Raw genomic sequence first — 15,441 nt, 5'->3', positions numbered from 1 at the left:
TTAGGCGCTACCGGTGTCCCCGGTCTGCTCGGGAGCAGCATTCACGTCGTCGATGCGGTATCGGCTCGCTGCTTCGACGGCCTTCGACCGCTCGATCGATCCTTCCTTCGCCAAACCGATCAACACGGCAACGACGATGGACTCGGCATCGACGTTGAAGTAGCGACGCGCTGCAGTGCGTGTGTCGGAGAACCCGAACCCGTCCGTACCGAGCGTGGTGTAGTCGCCGGGAACCCACTGACGGATCTGGTCCGAGACCGCCCGCATCCAGTCCGAAGCCGCGACGACAGGGCCTTGGGCCGACGACAACGCCGTGGTGACGAAGGGAACCGGAGCATCCTCGGACGGATTGAGCAGCGCCTGACGTTCGCATTCGACGCCTTCGCGGCGCAGCTCACCCCAGGACGTGACCGACCAGACGTCGGCCGAGACGCCCCATTCGTCGGCGAGCAGCTTCTGCGCGCGCAGCCCCTCGGGCATAGCGACACCGGAGACGAGGATCTGTGCCTTCGGGCCCGATGCTTCGGACGTCTTGTAGAGGTAGATGCCCTTGAGCAAGCCCTCGACGTCGAGACCTTCGGGCTCGGCCGGCTGAACGTACGGCTCGTTGTAGATGGTCAGGTAGTAGAAGATGTTCTCGCCACCGAAACCGTCGACGCCCTCGGTGCCGCCGTACATGCGGCGCAAGCCGTCCTTGACGATGTGCGCCAACTCGTACGAGAACGCGGCGTCGTACGTGACAGCTGCGGGGTTGGTGGATGCCAGGAGCAGCGAGTGTCCGTCGGCGTGCTGGAGACCTTCACCGGTCAGAGTTGTACGACCGGCGGTGGCGCCGAGAACGAATCCCCGAGCCATCTGGTCGGCAGCCGCCCACAGGCCGTCGCCGGTGCGCTGGAAACCGAACATCGAGTAGAAGATGTACAGCGGAATCATCGGTTCACCGTGGGTGGCGTACGACGTGCCGACTGCGGTGAACGATGCCGTCGAACCGGCCTCGTTGATGCCCTCGTGCAGGATCTGGCCGATCGGGCTCTCCTTGTAGGCGAGCATGAGTTCGGCGTCGACGGACGTGTAGAGCTGACCGTTGCGGTTGTAGATCTTCAGCGACGGGAACCACGAGTCCATGCCGAACGTGCGAGCCTCGTCCGGGATGATCGGCACGATTCGCTTGCCGATCTCCTTGTCGCGCAACAGTTCCTTGAGGATGCGCACGATCGCCATGGTGGTGGCGACTTCCTGCTTGCCCGAACCCTTGCGGATGACGTCGTACGTCTTGTCCTCGGGGAGCTTGAGCGGCGCCGCATCGGTGTTACGGGAAGGCAGGAACCCGCCGAGTGCTTTACGACGGTCGAGCATGTACTTGATCTCGGGAGCGTCCGCGCCCGGGTGGTAGTACGGAGGCAGGTACGGATCCTTCTCGAGCTCGGCATCCGAGATCGGGATGTGCTGCATGTCGCGGAACGCCTTGAGATCGTCCAGCGTCAGCTTCTTCATCTGGTGCGTGGCGTTGCGGCCCTCGAAGTGCTTACCGAGGGTGTAGCCCTTGATGGTGTGCGCCAGGATGACCGTCGGCTGGCCCTTGTGTGCCATGGCCGCTGCGTAGGCGGCGTGGACCTTGCGGTAGTCGTGGCCACCGCGCTTGAGGTTCCAGATTTCCTGGTCTGTGAGGTCCTTGACCAGTTCCTTGGTGCGGGGGTCACGTCCGAAGAAGTGATCGCGTACGAACGCGCCGTCGTTGGCCTTGTACGTCTGGTAGTCACCGTCCGGCGTCACGTTCATCAGGTTGACCAGTGCGCCGTCGCGATCGGCGTGCAGCAGCGCATCCCACTCGCGACCCCAGACGACCTTGATGACGTTCCAGCCGGCACCGCGGAAGAACGATTCCAGTTCCTGGATGATCTTTCCGTTGCCGCGGACCGGGCCGTCGAGGCGTTGGAGGTTGCAGTTCACCACGAACGTGAGGTTGTCGAGGCCTTCGGTTGCCGCGACGTGAGCGAGGCCGCGTGACTCGGGCTCGTCCATTTCGCCGTCGCCGAGGAACGCCCACACGTGCTGATCGGTGGTGTCCTTGATGCCGCGGTCGTTGAGGTAGTGGTTGAACCGGGCCTGGTAGATGGCGTTCATCGGACCGAGGCCCATCGAGACCGTCGGGAACTCCCAGAAGTCGGGAAGCAGCCGCGGGTGCGGGTAGGACGGCAGTGCGCCGCCGAAGTCGGCGTGGGACTTCTCCTGGCGGAATCCGTCGAGCTGTTCCGCGGGGATGCGGCCCTCGAGGAAGGCGCGTGCGTAGATGCCGGGGGAGGCGTGACCCTGGATGAAGATGTGGTCGCCACCGCCCGGGTGGTCCTTGCCGCGGAAGAAGTGGTTGAAGCCGACCTCGTACAACGCTGCCGAGGATGCGTAGGTGGAGATGTGACCGCCGACGCCGACGCCCGGTCGCTGAGCGCGGTGGACCATGATCGCGGCGTTCCAACGGATCCAGGCGCGATAGCGGCGCTCGACCTCTTCGTCACCGGGGAACCACGGCTCGTTTTCGGTCGGAATCGTGTTGACGTAGTCGGTCGAAGTGAGCGCGGGGAGTGCGACGTGCTTCTCGCCGGCGCGTTCGAGCATGCGGAGCATGAGGTAGCGGGCACGCGTGGGTCCGGATCGATCCAGAAGTCCGTCGAATGATTCGAGCCATTCGGTGGTCTCGTCCGGATCGATGTCCGGCAGGTACGACGCAACACCTTCGCGAATGACGCGAACGCGACCGTCGGTTCCCCCCGGCGTATTCGACGCGGGCGAACCCGACTCGCCGGCGGCGCCGGAATCGGCGTTCTGCCCGGACGCGGGACCCTGGATCAGGTCAGACAACGTGTGCTCCTCATTGGTTTGGGGACGCGTGGTGGGGCGTCCTTACATAGGTGATCGAGGCCTTGTTAGGTCCGACGCACTTCCATCGTGAATATGGCGCGTACCTCATCTTTCACCATCCCGGTCGGTCCGGCACACCTCGCCTCTGGTTACTCTCGGGTAGCGTTTTTCGGCGTGACGCAGGGGTGTGATGGTTCCCCGTAGTCACAGGCTTGGGGGATCGATCGGAACGTATGAAGGGGTGGGAAAAAATAAACAAAGAAATCAATTACGGCAGGGTCGGGGCGTGGGTCTCGGTCGGATCGATCGCAGTGGGACTGTCGGTGATCGTGGGATGTTCGGCGGCGGTGACCGGATCGGCAGTACCCAATGAAGCGCACGTGGCTGCATACCAATCCGAGGTGAGTATTTCGATGGCCGCCGCATCCTCGTCGAAAGCGGCGGCAGATGCGGCAGAGGCGGCGTTCGCGATCTGTGAGGAAGCGGTCTCCCGATCGAAAAACGACGTGGTCGCGTTCAATGCCTACGTCGACGCCGGAAATCATGGTGAGACCGACCTGAGAGCCGAAGCAAGCGCTGCTGCTTCCTCGGCAAGGGAGACGGCCTCGTGGTTCGACTCGGTCTCGAGTGAACTTCCGACGCAACTTTCCGGACTGTTCGCCGAATTGGCCGCGAACCTACGTTCATCTGCTGTCGTGATCGAGAGTGATCATTCGGCCGATGAAATCAATTCGATCAGCGATACGAGCAATTCGATTCGCAAGTCGATCTTCGATGAATGTGGATCCCTGTGACCTGCGGTAATCCGCAGGCGTAAGGTTCGCCGTGTGTCAGAAGACGATCTTTGGTGAAAGTTTTCGGCGTGGTCGGCTTGCGCTAACGCCTCAGACCATGTTCGCTTTCCCTAATTGATCGTCAAACGGTAGGTGTGCGGGGTCGCCACACACCATCAACAAAAGGAGGACCCCACCGTGGTCGCCGCGGCGGATGCCCAGAACTACGCTCAGAAACTCGGGATTACCACTGACATGGTGGTGCAGGAACTGGGCTGGGATGAGGATACCGACGACGGCATTCGTGCCGCGGTTGAGGAAACCATCGGCGGGGAAATGCTCGACGAGGATTCCGACGAGGTCATCGACGTCGTGCTGCTGTGGTGGCGCGACGAGGACGGTGACCTGGTGGACGCCCTCATGGATGCCATCGGGCCCCTCGCCGACGAAGGCTTCGTGTGGGTTCTCACTCCCAAGACCGGTCTCGATGGACACGTCGAGCCCAGCGAGATCGCCGAATCGGCGCCGACTGCCGGCCTGACGCAGACATCGGCAGCCAACCTCGGTGACTGGTCGGGAAGTCGACTGGTTCAGCCGAAGGCTCGTCCGGCCAACAAGCGCTGACCCGGTCCTTTCCGCACTTTCCCAAGGAATCGCACATGCCTCTCGAAGTTGGTGCCCAGGCACCGGATTTCACCTTGAAGGACCAGAACAACCAGGAAGTTTCGCTCGCAGATTTCCGCGGTAAGAAGAACGTTCTGCTGGTCTTCTATCCGTTGGCCTTCACCGGGACTTGTCAGGGGGAACTCTGCAAGGTCCGTGACGAGCTTCCGAAGTTCGAGAACGACGACACCGCCATTCTCGCGCTTTCTGTCGGTGCTTCGCCGACTCACAAGATCTGGTCGGCCGAGCAGGGATACACATTTCCCTTGCTGTCGGACTTCTGGCCGCACGGTGAGGTCGCTCAGAAGTACGAGGTGTTCAACGACAAGTTGGGCTTCGCGAATCGTGGCACCTTTGTCATCGACAAAGACGGAATCATTCGTTTTGCCGAGATGAACGGCCCCGGAGAAGCTCGTGACCACGGACTTTGGGCAAATGCGCTTGCCGCGCTAGAGTCTTAGAGCACTCCCGGTGAGGGTCTCACCGGGAGTTCGGGCGTGTAGCTCAGTGGTAGAGCTCTGGTTTTACACACCAGCGGTCGGGGGTTCGAAACCCTCCGCGCCCACCGAAGAATTCAAGCCCCGATCTGCGTCGACGCAGATCGGGGTTTTTTCATTTTCGGCAACGAATTGTCCGCAATACGCCATTCTGGACGCATGTCCAGTTCTGTGATCGAAGTAGCCGTCGACCCGACGCGCGTGCATCCCACCCGTCCGCACATACACATCGCCGAGATGCCCAGTCTCAGTGTTGCGTTGTTCCCGGGGCAGACGATCCGGGTTCGTTCCCAAAGCGACGCACTGGCGACCGGGATTGCCCGTGTCTGGGAAATCAACCGAATGCACCGCTTGATCTACCTGACGATCGACTGGGACGGGTAGAGATCGGCTCGTGCAGACACGTGACGGTTGGCCAGAGAACGAGCGTCGCTGCTACAACTACGCTCGTGCAGATTTCGGTTCGTTCGTCCCAGTCTCGATTCAATGCGCGAGCTGCCGGGCTTCTCCTCGGCTTCGTCGCGGATCGGGTCTTCGCCGATCCGGGGCGGTTCCATCCGGTTGCCGGCTTCGGAACCGCGGCTATCGCGCTGCAGAAGATGTCCTACCGGGACTCGCGCGCGGCCGGAACACTTCATGTTGCCGTGCTCTTGGCCGGCACCGCAGGACTTGGGCTCGCAGCCGAAAAAGTGTCGCGCCGGGCCGGTTGGGTGGCCGTCACGGGTACGACAGCGATGGCTACCTGGGCTGTGCTCGGCGGGACGTCGCTTGCACGCACCGGCATCGACATGGCCGCTCGATTGGAGGCGTCACAGGTCGATCGCGACCTGACGAAAGCGCGCGAGCTTCTCCCTTCACTGTGTGGACGCGATCCATCGGTACTGAGCGAGGAGGGCCTCACGCGTGCAGCGCTGGAGTCGGTCGCCGAAAACACCTCGGATGCAAGCGTCGGTGCAATGTTCTGGGGTGCAATTGCGGGCGTGCCGGGTCTGTTCGTCTACCGCGCCGCCAACACCCTCGACGCGATGATCGGCTACCGCTCCGAGAAATACCGCAGATTCGGGTGGGCTGCGGCGAGGTTCGACGACCTGGTCAACATCGTCCCCGCTCGGCTGACAGGTGCGCTGACGGCTGCGTGTGCACCGGTGGTAGGCGGCTCGGTTCAGGAATCACTGGCAGCGTGGAAACGCGACGCAGCGGCTCATCCAAGCCCCAATGCGGGCGTCGCGGAAGCGTCGGCGGCAGGGGCGTTGGGCATTTCGTTGGGTGGTCGGACCGAGTACGCGCACGGGGTGGAGATGCGTCCCGTCCTCGGCCGCGGGACTGTGCCGACGCCGAACGATCTGCGCCGCGCGTCGAGGCTTTCGTCGGCGGTGCAGATCAGTGCAGTTGTGGTGTCAGCGGGTATTTCAGCGGGTATTGCCGTATCGATCGGCAAGTTTGGCTTCCTGCGCCGTCAGCGGCACTGATTCCGGCTCCGGCTTCTTGCGACGGCTGAAGGTACGAGTCGGTTCGGCGGGGGGTGCGGCAGGCGCGGATACCGGCGCTTCCGGGGTCGTCTCGGTAGCGGCGTCGTCCGCTGCGAAGCCGTCGACAGCTGCTTGAGCTGCCTTCTCCTTGCGACGTTCGCGCCACTCCGCGCGAATGAAGTAGGCCAGTCCGAGCGGCGCCATGATGCCGAACGCCAGCCATTGGAACCCGTACGAGAGATAGGGGCCTGCATCGAGTTGGGGGAGAGGGATCGTCCCCAGGCCGCCGGGCTGGTCGGGTTCGAGTTGGATGTACGCGTCGATCAGGTCCGTTCCGATGAACTCGCCGATAGGTTGTGCGTCGATCGAGTAGACCTGTTTCGCGCCGTCCTCGAACATCGGAACTCGGCCGGGCGCGGTGCCTTCCGACAGACGCACGCGACCGTTGAGAGTGACCGGATCGGTCGGCGGCGCGGCGATGGGCGGTGCCTCGGCGCCGTTGATCGGCCGAACGTATCCGCGATTGACGAGGATCGTGCGGCCGTCGTCGAGAAGGAAAGGCGTCAGGATCTCGTACGACGGTGCGCCCTCGATGGACTGCAGTCGAACGAGGATGTCGGCGTCGGGCAGATAGGTGCCTGCCGCGGTGATGTTTCGCCATTCGCCGTCCGGTGCGATCGTCGAATCGGCGATGACGTCACCGATCGGCACGGTCTCCGCGTTGATCGAGTTCGAGATCAGATCATTGCGGTGCTCGGTCTTCGTGTTCTTGCCGAGTTGCCATGGGGCGAGCACGGTGAAGCACAGGTAGGCGAAGAGCCCGACCACAGCTGCCAGTACCAACCAACCGGGCCGCAACAGGAATTTCAGTCTTCGCACACGTCCACGGTATCCGTTGCCCGAACGGGAGTGAATTTTGCTCCGGGTTCAGGCTCGCTCGCGGATCCAGTCGAGTATGTCGGGAATGGCTGCTTCGATCTGGTCTCGCACCAGTTCGAAGTCCTCCTGATCCCCGTAGTACGGGTCCGGAACCGATTCTCCGTCCGCCTCGGGGTCGAACGATCGCAGTAGGCGCCGACGCTCGGTGGGCACGCCGAGATGAGCAAGCTCACGTTCATGGCCGGTGTCGAGGGCGACGACCAGATCGGCCGCGAGATGATCTGCATTGACCTGCGCGGCACTGTGGCCCGTCGGATATCCGGCCGCTCGGAGCACGACGTTGGTCCGCTCGTCGGCCTCGCTACCGGTGTGAAACCCCTCGGTACCGGCGCTGCTGACACGGACTCGGTCGGCGAGGCCTTCACGGTCCAGATGCGCGAGCAAGATCTTTTCGGCCATCGGTGACCGGCAGATATTGCCGGTGCACACAAACGTCACATGAAGTGGTTCAGTCACGTGGAGTGGTTCAGTGGCGGCCATCGAGAAGTCCTCCCAGTTCGGATGCCGACGATACGGAGCGAAACGCTTGCCGCGCTTCCTCGGCGGAACCGTAGCCCCATTCGACGACGACGGTGGGGATGCCGTACTTCGCGGCGCCGAGCACGTCGTGATCACGGTCGCCGATCATGAGAACGTCGGGGGTTCCGCCGTCGGATGCGAGGACGGGAGTGATCCCGAGTGAGGTCAGCGAATGCGCGATCACATCGGGTTTAGCCCGACGAGTTCCGTCGTCACTCGCGCCGCCGATGAACTCGAAGTGCTCGGCCAGGCCGAAATGCTCGAGGATTCGAATGGCGAATCGCTCCGACTTGGAGGTGGCGACGGCCAGTCGGGTTCCGCTCGCGCGAGCCTTACCCAGGACGACGTCCATGCCTTCGTACACCGAGTTCTCCTGCCACCCGGTCGCGTCGTAACGCTCGATGTACGCGGCGATCGCCCGATCCACGTCCGCCGGGGCCATACCGAGTGACCTGAATGTGTCGACCATCGGCGGGCCGATCACCGATGCCAACATCGCTTCCGTCGGCTCCGGATGGCCGACAGTTGCCAACGCATGTCGGAAGCCGCCGTGAATGCCGGGAGCGGAATCGGTGATGGTGCCGTCCAGATCGAACAGAACTACGGGAAAGCGGTCGAGCGGTGGTGTCGTCACGGCACTCATTGTCCCGGACGGCAGGGGTGATGTCCGCGCACGGTGCTCGACCGTAGGCTGACCGGGTGAGTACCGGAACGGTTGACCTGGAGAGCTTGCGACATCACGGCGATGTCGAAGCGGAGCCCGGGTTACTCGATTTTGCCGTCAACGTTCAAGGCTCCGGCCCGCCGAAGTGGTTGCGGGATCGGCTGGCCGCAGGGCTGGCGACGCTTGGTTCGTACCCGTCGGCCGCAGCGGAACTGAAGGCTCGCGAAACGGTCGCGCAGCGGCACGGGCGCCGGCCCGAAGAGGTGTTGTTGCTCTCGGGCGGTGCCGAGGGATTCGCGATGCTGCCGCGTCTGGGCACTCGTTCGGCAGCGCTGATCCATCCGTCGTTCACCGAACCGGAACTGGCACTGCGAGAGGCCGGTGTGCCGGTGACTCAAGTGATTCTGGAGCCGCCTTTCGAGCTTCGGACCGCGCAGGTACCCGAATCCGCGGACCTTGTCGTTCTGGGCAATCCGACCAACCCGACGTCCGTGCTTCACCCCAAGGCCGATGTGTTGGCATTGCGTCAGCCGGGCCGGATCCTGGTGGTGGACGAGGCCTTCGGCGACGCGGTCCCAGGCGAAACGGAGAGCATCGCCGGTGTCGAGTCGGCGGATGTACTGGTCCTTCGGAGCCTGACCAAGACGTGGGCGCTCGCCGGATTGCGGTGTGGATACGCGATCGGCTCTCCCGATCTTCTGGCTCGACTCAGTCACGGCCGAGCCCACTGGCCATTGGGCAGTCTGCAGATCGAGGCCATCACGGCGTGCTGCGAACCGTTTGCCGTCGAGCAGTCGAGGATCAAAGCCGACGCGATTGCCGTGGACCGCCGAGACATGTCGCGGCGACTGACCGAGATCGGGATTGCCGTGCACCAACCCGCTGCGGGGCCGTTCGTGCTCATCGATGTCCGTGACGGCGCCACGATGCGAGAGCACCTGCGTGCCTGCGGAATCGCCGTCCGCAGGTGCGACACCTTTCCCGGACTCGGCCCGGATCGGCTGCGCGTGGCCGTCCGTCCAGCCGAGCAGGTTGCGGTACTGATCGAAGCGATGAAGGAGATCTTGTGAGTGGCCCAACCCTTGCGGACGTCATAGCCGTGCTGGAATCCGCGTATCCGCCGGCCCTGGCGGAATCGTGGGACTCGGTCGGCCTGGTCTGCGGCGATCCGGCCGACGCTGTGACGAGAGTGGTTTTCGCGGTGGATCCGACCGAGGCAGTGGTCGACGACGCCATCGCCTCCGGTGCCGACCTTCTGGTCGTTCACCATCCACTTCTGCTGCGTGGGGTGGACACCGTCGGTGCTCACACACCCAAAGGTGCGTTGGTTCACAAGCTCATCAAGGCGGGGTGCGCGCTGTTCTCGGCGCACACCAATGCGGACTCGGCCGACCCCGGAGTGTCCGACGCGTTGGCGCAGGCTCTGGGCCTGACCGTGCTGCGCCCGATCGAACCCAAGCCGACGCAGCCGCTCGACAAGTGGGTCGTCATGGTTCCGGTGGAGAATGCATCGGCCGTGCAGGATGCACTTTTCGAGGCCGGGGCTGGGCGGATCGGTGACTACAGCCAGTGCAGTTGGACCGTCACCGGTACGGGTCAGTTCCTGCCCGCCGACGGAGCGAATCCGACGATCGGGACCGTCGGCGCTGTGGAGCAGGTTCGCGAGAATCGTGTGGAAGTGATTGCCCCTCGCGGAAAGCGAAGCGCAGTGCTGGGCGCATTGCGTGCCTCCCATCCGTACGAGGAACCGGCCTTCGATGTCTTCGAACTCGCAGCGTTCCCCAGTTCACTCGGACTGGGGCGGTTGGGTGAGCTCGACCACCCCGAAACCTTGCGGGAATTCACCGCGCGAGTGGCGCGCTCACTGCCCTCGACCGAGTGGGGTGTTCGCGCGGCCGGAGATCCAGAAGCGACCGTTCGTACCGTGGCGGTGTGCGGCGGTTCCGGCGACTCGTATCTCGACGTGGTGGCGGCACTGGGCGCCGACGTCTTCGTCACTGCGGACCTGCGGCATCATCCCGCGGACGAGCATCTACGCGCCGGTGGCCCGGCTCTGGTCGACGTCGCGCACTGGGCGAGTGAATACCCGTGGTGCGCACAGGCGAAATCGGTGCTCGACGCCGCGTTTGCCGACAATCCGGAGTGGGAAAGCCGGGTTTCGACAATTCGCACCGATCCGTGGTGTTTGAGTGCGCATTAGTGCAGCGCTCTGCAAGGTACGGTTGCACGAACAATTCAAGAGCAGTTCTTCGAGAGCCGTCCTTCGCGAGCACTGCCGACATCGGACTTACAGCAGGAGTTATACAGCGTGAACGTCGAACCACAGGTGCAATCCAAGCTTCTCGACCTCGCCGGGGTGGATGCTGAGCTCACTCGGATCACCCACCGACGCGGAGCGCTTCCCGAGCAGCAGGAAGTCGAACGTCTCGAGGCCGAGCGAATCAGCCGTAAAGACGCGTCCGTAGCCGTCGAAATCCAGATCGACGACATCGATCGCGACATTCGCAAGCTCGAAGGCGAGGTCGACGCGGTTCGTCAGCGCGAGGATCGTGACCGCACACTCTTGCAGAGCGGGTCGGTCGGGGCGAAGCAGCTCACCGAACTCGAACACGAACTCGGCAGCCTGGTCCGGCGTCAGGGGCTCCTCGAAGACGAGTTGCTCGAAGTGATGGAGCAGCGTGAGGCGTTGCAGGCCGATCACGATCACGCCGGTGCCCAGCTGTCCCAGGCCGAAGAAGAGCTGATCGACGCCAAGCGTCGCCGCGACGATGCCGTCGCTGATCTGGACAAGGCGCAGGAGCGTTGCGCCGCCGATCGTGAACGACTCGTCGGTGAATTCCCCGCCGATTTCCTTGCTGTCTACGAGAAGCAGCGCAGCCTGGGCGGACCGGGCGCGGCGCTTCTGCAGGCACGCCGATGCGGCGCTTGCCGGATCGAGATCGACCGCGGCGAGATCTCCCGAATCGCCGCGTCGCCGGCCGACGTCGTAGTTCGTTGCCCAGAGTGCAATGCAATCATGGTGCGTACCAAGGAGTCCGGTCTGTGACTCTCTCGCAGGTCATCGTCGAGGCCGACGGTGGATCGCGGGGCAATCCCGGTCCGGCCGGCTACGGAGCGGTGGTGTTCGACGCCTCGCGCTCGGTGTTGGCCGAACGCAAGGAAAGCATCGGTATCGCGACCAACAACGTCGCCGAGTACCGCGGACTGATCGCCGGGTTGACCGCTGCCGGTGAACTCGGCGCGTCGACGGTCGACGTCCGCATGGATTCCAAGTTGGTCGTCGAGCAGATGTCCGGGCGCTGGAAGGTCAAGCACCCGGACATGATTCCGCTGCAGCGGCGCGCTGCCGAGCTGGCGACGCAGTTCTCGCGAGTGACCTACACGTGGATTCCTCGCGGCGAGAACTCTCATGCCGATCGCCTTGCCAACGAGGCGATGGACGCGGCTGCCGGCATCGAAACCGGCCCAGTCGCACCTTCGGCCCCCGCACCTGCTGCACCTGCCGCGCCGTCCGAAGAGACGTCGGAGCCGCAGATCGCCGGCTCTCCGGGATGGATCGCCACCACCGGCAAGCCGACACGAATGTTGTTGCTACGTCACGGACAGACAGCGATGTCGGTCGATCGCCGGTACTCCGGACGTGGGAATCCGGAGCTCACGGAACTGGGCCGCGCGCAGGCTGCCGGCGCAGCCGGACGCTTCGGGAACCGAGGCGGTATCGACGCCATCGTCTGCTCACCCCTCGGCAGAACCCGTGAGACGGCAGAGGCATCGGCCCGCGTGCTCGGCTTACCCGTCGTCGAGCACAAGGGTTTGATCGAAACCGATTTCGGCGACTGGGACGGACTCACGTTCCGCGAGGCAGCCGAGCGTGACCCGGACCTGCATCGCGAATGGCTCTCGGACACTTCGGTGCGTCCACCGGGCGGCGAGAGTTTCGACGAGGTACGCGAACGAGTCGTCGCCGCGCGTGACGACCTGATCTCGACCTACGGCGGCGCGACGCTGTTGGTCGTCTCTCACGTCACCCCGATCAAGACTTTGGTGCAGCTGGCCCTCGATGCCGGGCCGTCGTTGCTGTACCGGTTGCATCTGGATCTGGCGTCGCTGAGTATCACCGAGTTCTATCCCGACGGGGGAGCCTCGGTCCGGTTGGTCAACGACACGTCACACCTTCGCTGAAAGAGCCCCGACGGCTGATCAGCCTCTGATCAGATCACCAACCACAGGGCGCTCACGGCGGCGAGCAGCGTCAGTGGCGTCGTGATGACCCCGAGCAGAGTGAATGTCGCCAGCGTGGGCGGTGCGCCCGCGCTGGTGGCGACTCGTCGCCAGAGCATCGTTGCCAGTGAGCCCACGTAGGTGAGGTTGGGGCCGAGGTTGACGCCGATCAACATCGCAAGCACCAGCGCTGGAGGTGCCGCCGTTCCGAGCGCTGCGATCATCAGCAAGGTTGCCGGCAGGTTGTTGACGAGATTGGACGCAACCGCCGCTACCGCGGCGACAAAGAGCAGTGAGCCGTAGCTGGTGTCGCCTGGCAGGATCTGCGCAATCCATTCGCCCACCGGCCCGTTCGCGACTCCGGCGACGATGATTCCGAGAACCAGGACGAACGCGCAGAACCAGAGGTCGGCAGCGTAGAGCATCTTGGCGGCGGTCGTACGGTGCCGAGCCAGAGCGATCGCTCCCAGGACACTCGCACCCACCACCGCGATCCAGGCGGGCTCGATCCCGAAGAAACCCGAAACCGCGAAACCGAGCAGCGTCATTCCGATCACCGTCAGCGGCAGAATCGGCGCAGGCGCAGATCTGGCTGCCACCGGCGGTTCGGCGCTGTCGCCCCGCGCGAGTTCCGAACGGAAGAACAGTCGAAAAATCAGGTACTCGACAGCGATCGTCACGACCCACGGCAACGCCATCAATGCGGTGAAGTGCAAGAACGTCAAACCTGTTGCGGCAAACGCGATGAGGTTGGTCAGGTTGGACACCGGCAGCAGGGTCGACGCCGAATTCGACAGGTGCGCACTGGCATAGGAATGCGGCCGGGGACTTGCTCCGATGGATCGTGCGGCCGCGATCACCGCGGGTGTCAGCAGCACGACGGTGGCGTCGAGGCTCAGGACCGCCGTGGTCAGGGCGGCGGCGCCGAACACATAGATCAGCAACCGGTGTGGATCGGCGAGGGATTTTTGCTGCAGGATCTGGCTGACCCAGCGAAAGACGCCGAGAGCATCGGCGGCATGAGCGAGAACCAGCACGGCAACCAGGAAGACGACGGTGGGTGCCATGCTCGCCAGTTCGTCGCGGGCATCGTCGAGAGTTACGACGCCGGTCAGGAGAACGACGACAGCTGCCGGCCCGGCGATGACGATCTCGGGAAGCCCGCGTGGACGCACTATCGCGAAGACGAGGACGAGGGCGACGAGCAGGATCGGTAGAAGAGTCACGCGATGGTGCTCCGTGTCGGGGCGAGCGTCATTTGAGCAGTTTGTAGAGCGTGTTCAGGTTTCGGGTTGTGGTGAACGCCTTGAACTTCGGTTTTCCGGTGTTCCTGCCGAACGCGCTCTTGACGGTCTGCCCCTTCTCGACCTCCCAGTACAGGACTCCGTCGCCTGCCGCCACACGCTCGACCGAGGCATCGAGTTGCGCTGCTGCAGTGCTCAATTCCTCCAGGATTTCCGGCTCGGAGGCAACCATCGCATAAGCATGCCAACCCTCGCGTTCGCGCTCGAACGGGTAGTTGTCCACGATCGCCTGCAGTGTCGGAAGGTCGAGGACGAACACCCAAGCCTCGTAGCCGAACTCGCGGGCAAGGGCGGATTCGATCTGTTTCTTCAGCGTCGGGATGTCGGTGCTCGGACTGTCGAACAGAACGTTGCCTGAGGCCAACACGGTTTTCACCCCTTGGAATCCGAGGTCACCGAAGACTCTCGCCAGGTCCGCCATCTTGATGTTGATGCCGCCCACGTTGATACCGCGTAGCAGGGCCACGTACCGAGTCATACGGTGACCATAGTGCCGGCCACCGACAGGCGCCCGGTAGCATACGGGGGCGGACGAGTTGGCCGGGCGGCCGCGGCTTCTGGAACCAGCGCGTATCGCGCACAGGCCTGGGGCCGAGGAAAGTCCGGACTCCACAGAGCAGGGCGGTTGTTAACGGCAACCCGAGGCAACTCGCGGGACAGTGCCACAGAAAACAGACCGCCTGCCTTTCGAGGCAGGTAAGGGTGAAACGGTGCGGTAAGAGCGCACCAGCACCTCGGGTGACCGGGGTGGCTAGGTAAACCCCGCCCGGAGCAAGGTTGAAGGTCGCATCGCTCGCGGTGCGGCTGCGCAGGTGTTCGAGGGCTGCTCGCCCGAGCCTGCGGGTGAACCGCTCGAGGCACCCGGCGACGGTGTGCCCAGATGGATGGTCGCCACTCGGCACTTCGGTGCCGCAGGACAGGATCCGGCTTACACGCCGACTCGTCCGCCCGCGATCTGCACAGTGAGAAAAAGAAGACCCCCACCGGATCGGTGGGGGTCTTCTTTGTTCGAAAAGCTGTCAGACAGGCTTGATGACCAGCAGCGTAGCCCAGTACGTTGCCGCGTCATGGCCCATGAGCGGGAGGAGGTAATCGTAAAGAATTGCGGACATGCGCACTCCATTTTCTGTTCGTAGCTTGTGTTGGGCATTCAAGCAGAACTCACCGTTCGAATGTCCGGTTCTCACCTGCCAGGCCAAGTAGAAAGAATATCAGTCTCACAGCGATCTACAAGCTTCTATCTCACTCTGATGTCACACTGTGGATATGACTGATGAAGATCGACTCTGGTACTTCGACGTGTCCGACGGTTCCGTCACGCAGGGAAAGGGTGCGTCCTCGCTGACGAGGATGGGGCCGTACCCTGATCGGGACTCTGCCGAGCATGCATTGAAGATCGCTGCCGAACGCAACAAAGCCGCCGATCGGGCAGACGAAGACTGGAACAACTGAGACTTGGAATAACTGAGACTTGGAACAGCCGGGACTCGAACAACTGGGACCGGTACTGCTGCTACACCGGCCCGAACCGATCAT

Annotated in this window: 16 protein-coding genes, 1 tRNA gene and 1 other RNA gene; 12 read left to right on the top strand and 6 right to left on the bottom strand. The window is 63.5% G+C overall.

The genetic code is table 11. The annotated features are described in order from the left end of the window. Positions 1-2,856, bottom strand: coding sequence for a pyruvate dehydrogenase (acetyl-transferring), homodimeric type (gene aceE / locus M0639_RS17680; protein WP_042445740.1), 2,856 nt, complete (start codon positions 2,854-2,856; stop codon positions 1-3). A 233-nt stretch (positions 2,857-3,089) separates the two neighbouring features. On the opposite strand from aceE, the gene M0639_RS17675 reads away from it, so the two are divergent. The 6 genes from M0639_RS17675 to M0639_RS17650 all read left to right on the top strand — a co-directional run bounded on the left by M0639_RS17675 (position 3,090) and on the right by M0639_RS17650 (position 6,258). Further along, the gene (locus M0639_RS17675; RefSeq protein ID WP_231915136.1) at positions 3,090-3,650 is read left to right on the top strand and encodes a hypothetical protein; all 561 of its coding nucleotides are present in this window, start codon (positions 3,090-3,092) and stop codon (positions 3,648-3,650) included. A gap of 177 nt (positions 3,651-3,827) precedes the next feature. Beyond that, entirely contained in the window at positions 3,828-4,253 is a 426-nt protein-coding gene (locus M0639_RS17670) for a DUF3052 domain-containing protein (RefSeq protein ID WP_003941575.1), read from the top strand. Between the two features lie 35 nt (positions 4,254-4,288). Continuing rightward, the gene (locus M0639_RS17665) at positions 4,289-4,753 is read left to right on the top strand and encodes a peroxiredoxin (protein WP_064074750.1); all 465 of its coding nucleotides are present in this window, start codon (positions 4,289-4,291) and stop codon (positions 4,751-4,753) included. A gap of 32 nt (positions 4,754-4,785) precedes the next feature. Continuing rightward, positions 4,786-4,857 (top strand) — tRNA-Val (locus tag M0639_RS17660). Positions 4,858-4,948: 91 nt separating this feature from the next. After that, positions 4,949-5,173 (top strand): hypothetical protein, encoded by a 225-nt coding sequence (locus tag M0639_RS17655; RefSeq protein WP_003941648.1) that lies wholly within the window; start codon positions 4,949-4,951, stop codon positions 5,171-5,173. A 65-nt stretch (positions 5,174-5,238) separates the two neighbouring features. After that, entirely contained in the window at positions 5,239-6,258 is a 1,020-nt protein-coding gene (locus M0639_RS17650) for a cobalamin biosynthesis protein (RefSeq protein WP_064074771.1), read from the top strand. Here M0639_RS17650 and M0639_RS17645 read toward each other — a convergent pair. The 3 genes from M0639_RS17645 to M0639_RS17635 are packed head-to-tail and all read right to left on the bottom strand — an operon-like array spanning position 6,199 to position 8,359. Then, a complete protein-coding gene (locus M0639_RS17645; protein WP_064074749.1) occupies positions 6,199-7,137 on the bottom strand; it encodes an SURF1 family cytochrome oxidase biogenesis protein in 939 nt (312 codons plus the stop codon). The two genes, M0639_RS17650 and M0639_RS17645, sit on opposite strands and share 60 nt — an antisense overlap. Before the next feature lie 48 nt (positions 7,138-7,185). After that, complete coding sequence (locus M0639_RS17640) at positions 7,186-7,677, bottom strand: low molecular weight protein-tyrosine-phosphatase (RefSeq protein WP_007735468.1); 492 nt, start codon at positions 7,675-7,677, stop codon at positions 7,186-7,188. Next, positions 7,664-8,359, bottom strand: coding sequence for an HAD hydrolase-like protein (locus tag M0639_RS17635; protein WP_042445748.1), 696 nt, complete (start codon positions 8,357-8,359; stop codon positions 7,664-7,666). Before M0639_RS17635 ends, M0639_RS17640 begins: the two co-directional genes overlap by 14 nt. Before the next feature lie 56 nt (positions 8,360-8,415). Between M0639_RS17635 and cobC the strand changes: the two genes are divergently transcribed. The 4 genes from cobC to M0639_RS17615 all read left to right on the top strand — a co-directional run bounded on the left by cobC (position 8,416) and on the right by M0639_RS17615 (position 12,562). Then, complete coding sequence (gene cobC, locus M0639_RS17630; protein WP_064074748.1) at positions 8,416-9,450, top strand: Rv2231c family histidinol phosphate aminotransferase CobC; 1,035 nt, start codon at positions 8,416-8,418, stop codon at positions 9,448-9,450. Continuing rightward, positions 9,447-10,580, top strand: coding sequence for a Nif3-like dinuclear metal center hexameric protein (locus M0639_RS17625; protein WP_064074747.1), 1,134 nt, complete (start codon positions 9,447-9,449; stop codon positions 10,578-10,580). Before cobC ends, M0639_RS17625 begins: the two co-directional genes overlap by 4 nt. Before the next feature lie 108 nt (positions 10,581-10,688). After that, positions 10,689-11,426 (top strand): zinc ribbon domain-containing protein, encoded by a 738-nt coding sequence (locus tag M0639_RS17620; RefSeq protein WP_007735462.1) that lies wholly within the window; start codon positions 10,689-10,691, stop codon positions 11,424-11,426. After that, positions 11,423-12,562 (top strand): bifunctional RNase H/acid phosphatase, encoded by a 1,140-nt coding sequence (locus tag M0639_RS17615; RefSeq protein WP_030537561.1) that lies wholly within the window; start codon positions 11,423-11,425, stop codon positions 12,560-12,562. Before M0639_RS17620 ends, M0639_RS17615 begins: the two co-directional genes overlap by 4 nt. A 29-nt stretch (positions 12,563-12,591) precedes the next feature. Here M0639_RS17615 and M0639_RS17610 read toward each other — a convergent pair whose 3' ends face one another. Together M0639_RS17610 and M0639_RS17605 are read right to left on the bottom strand one after the other, a co-directional pair. Continuing rightward, entirely contained in the window at positions 12,592-13,827 is a 1,236-nt protein-coding gene (locus M0639_RS17610; protein WP_064074746.1) for an SLC13 family permease, read from the bottom strand. Positions 13,828-13,855: 28 nt separating this feature from the next. Then, positions 13,856-14,383 (bottom strand): DUF1697 domain-containing protein, encoded by a 528-nt coding sequence (locus tag M0639_RS17605; RefSeq protein WP_007735458.1) that lies wholly within the window; start codon positions 14,381-14,383, stop codon positions 13,856-13,858. Between the two features lie 54 nt (positions 14,384-14,437). On the opposite strand from M0639_RS17605, the gene rnpB reads away from it, so the two are divergent. Both rnpB and M0639_RS17595 read left to right on the top strand, forming a co-directional pair. Continuing rightward, positions 14,438-14,852: RNase P RNA component class A (rnpB, locus tag M0639_RS17600), an RNA gene on the top strand. A 319-nt stretch (positions 14,853-15,171) separates the two neighbouring features. Then, the gene (locus tag M0639_RS17595; RefSeq protein ID WP_007735457.1) at positions 15,172-15,357 is read left to right on the top strand and encodes a hypothetical protein; all 186 of its coding nucleotides are present in this window, start codon (positions 15,172-15,174) and stop codon (positions 15,355-15,357) included. Positions 15,358-15,441 lie beyond the last annotated feature (84 nt).

Origin of the sequence: Rhodococcus qingshengii JCM 15477 (assembly GCF_023221595.1) — a bacterium.
GTDB lineage: Bacteria > Actinomycetota > Actinomycetes > Mycobacteriales > Mycobacteriaceae > Rhodococcus_F > Rhodococcus_F qingshengii.
Note: the sequence above shows the minus strand (reverse complement) of the source record. Positions and strands in the feature narration are given on the sequence as shown.

What these genes read in the sequence shown, in the direction of transcription:
- M0639_RS17675 (WP_231915136.1), top strand. Translation starts at nt 3,090, where the DNA reads ATGAAGGGGTGGGAAAAAATAAACAAAGAAATCAATTACGGCAGGGTC.
- M0639_RS17665 (WP_064074750.1), top strand. Translation starts at nt 4,289, where the DNA reads ATGCCTCTCGAAGTTGGTGCCCAGGCACCGGATTTCACCTTGAAGGAC.
- M0639_RS17655 (WP_003941648.1), top strand. Translation starts at nt 4,949, where the DNA reads ATGTCCAGTTCTGTGATCGAAGTAGCCGTCGACCCGACGCGCGTGCAT.
- M0639_RS17640 (WP_007735468.1), bottom strand. Translation starts at nt 7,677, where the DNA reads ATGGCCGCCACTGAACCACTCCACGTGACTGAACCACTTCATGTGACG.
- M0639_RS17635 (WP_042445748.1), bottom strand. Translation starts at nt 8,359, where the DNA reads ATGAGTGCCGTGACGACACCACCGCTCGACCGCTTTCCCGTAGTTCTG.
- M0639_RS17605 (WP_007735458.1), bottom strand. Translation starts at nt 14,383, where the DNA reads ATGACTCGGTACGTGGCCCTGCTACGCGGTATCAACGTGGGCGGCATC.
- M0639_RS17595 (WP_007735457.1), top strand. Translation starts at nt 15,172, where the DNA reads ATGACTGATGAAGATCGACTCTGGTACTTCGACGTGTCCGACGGTTCC.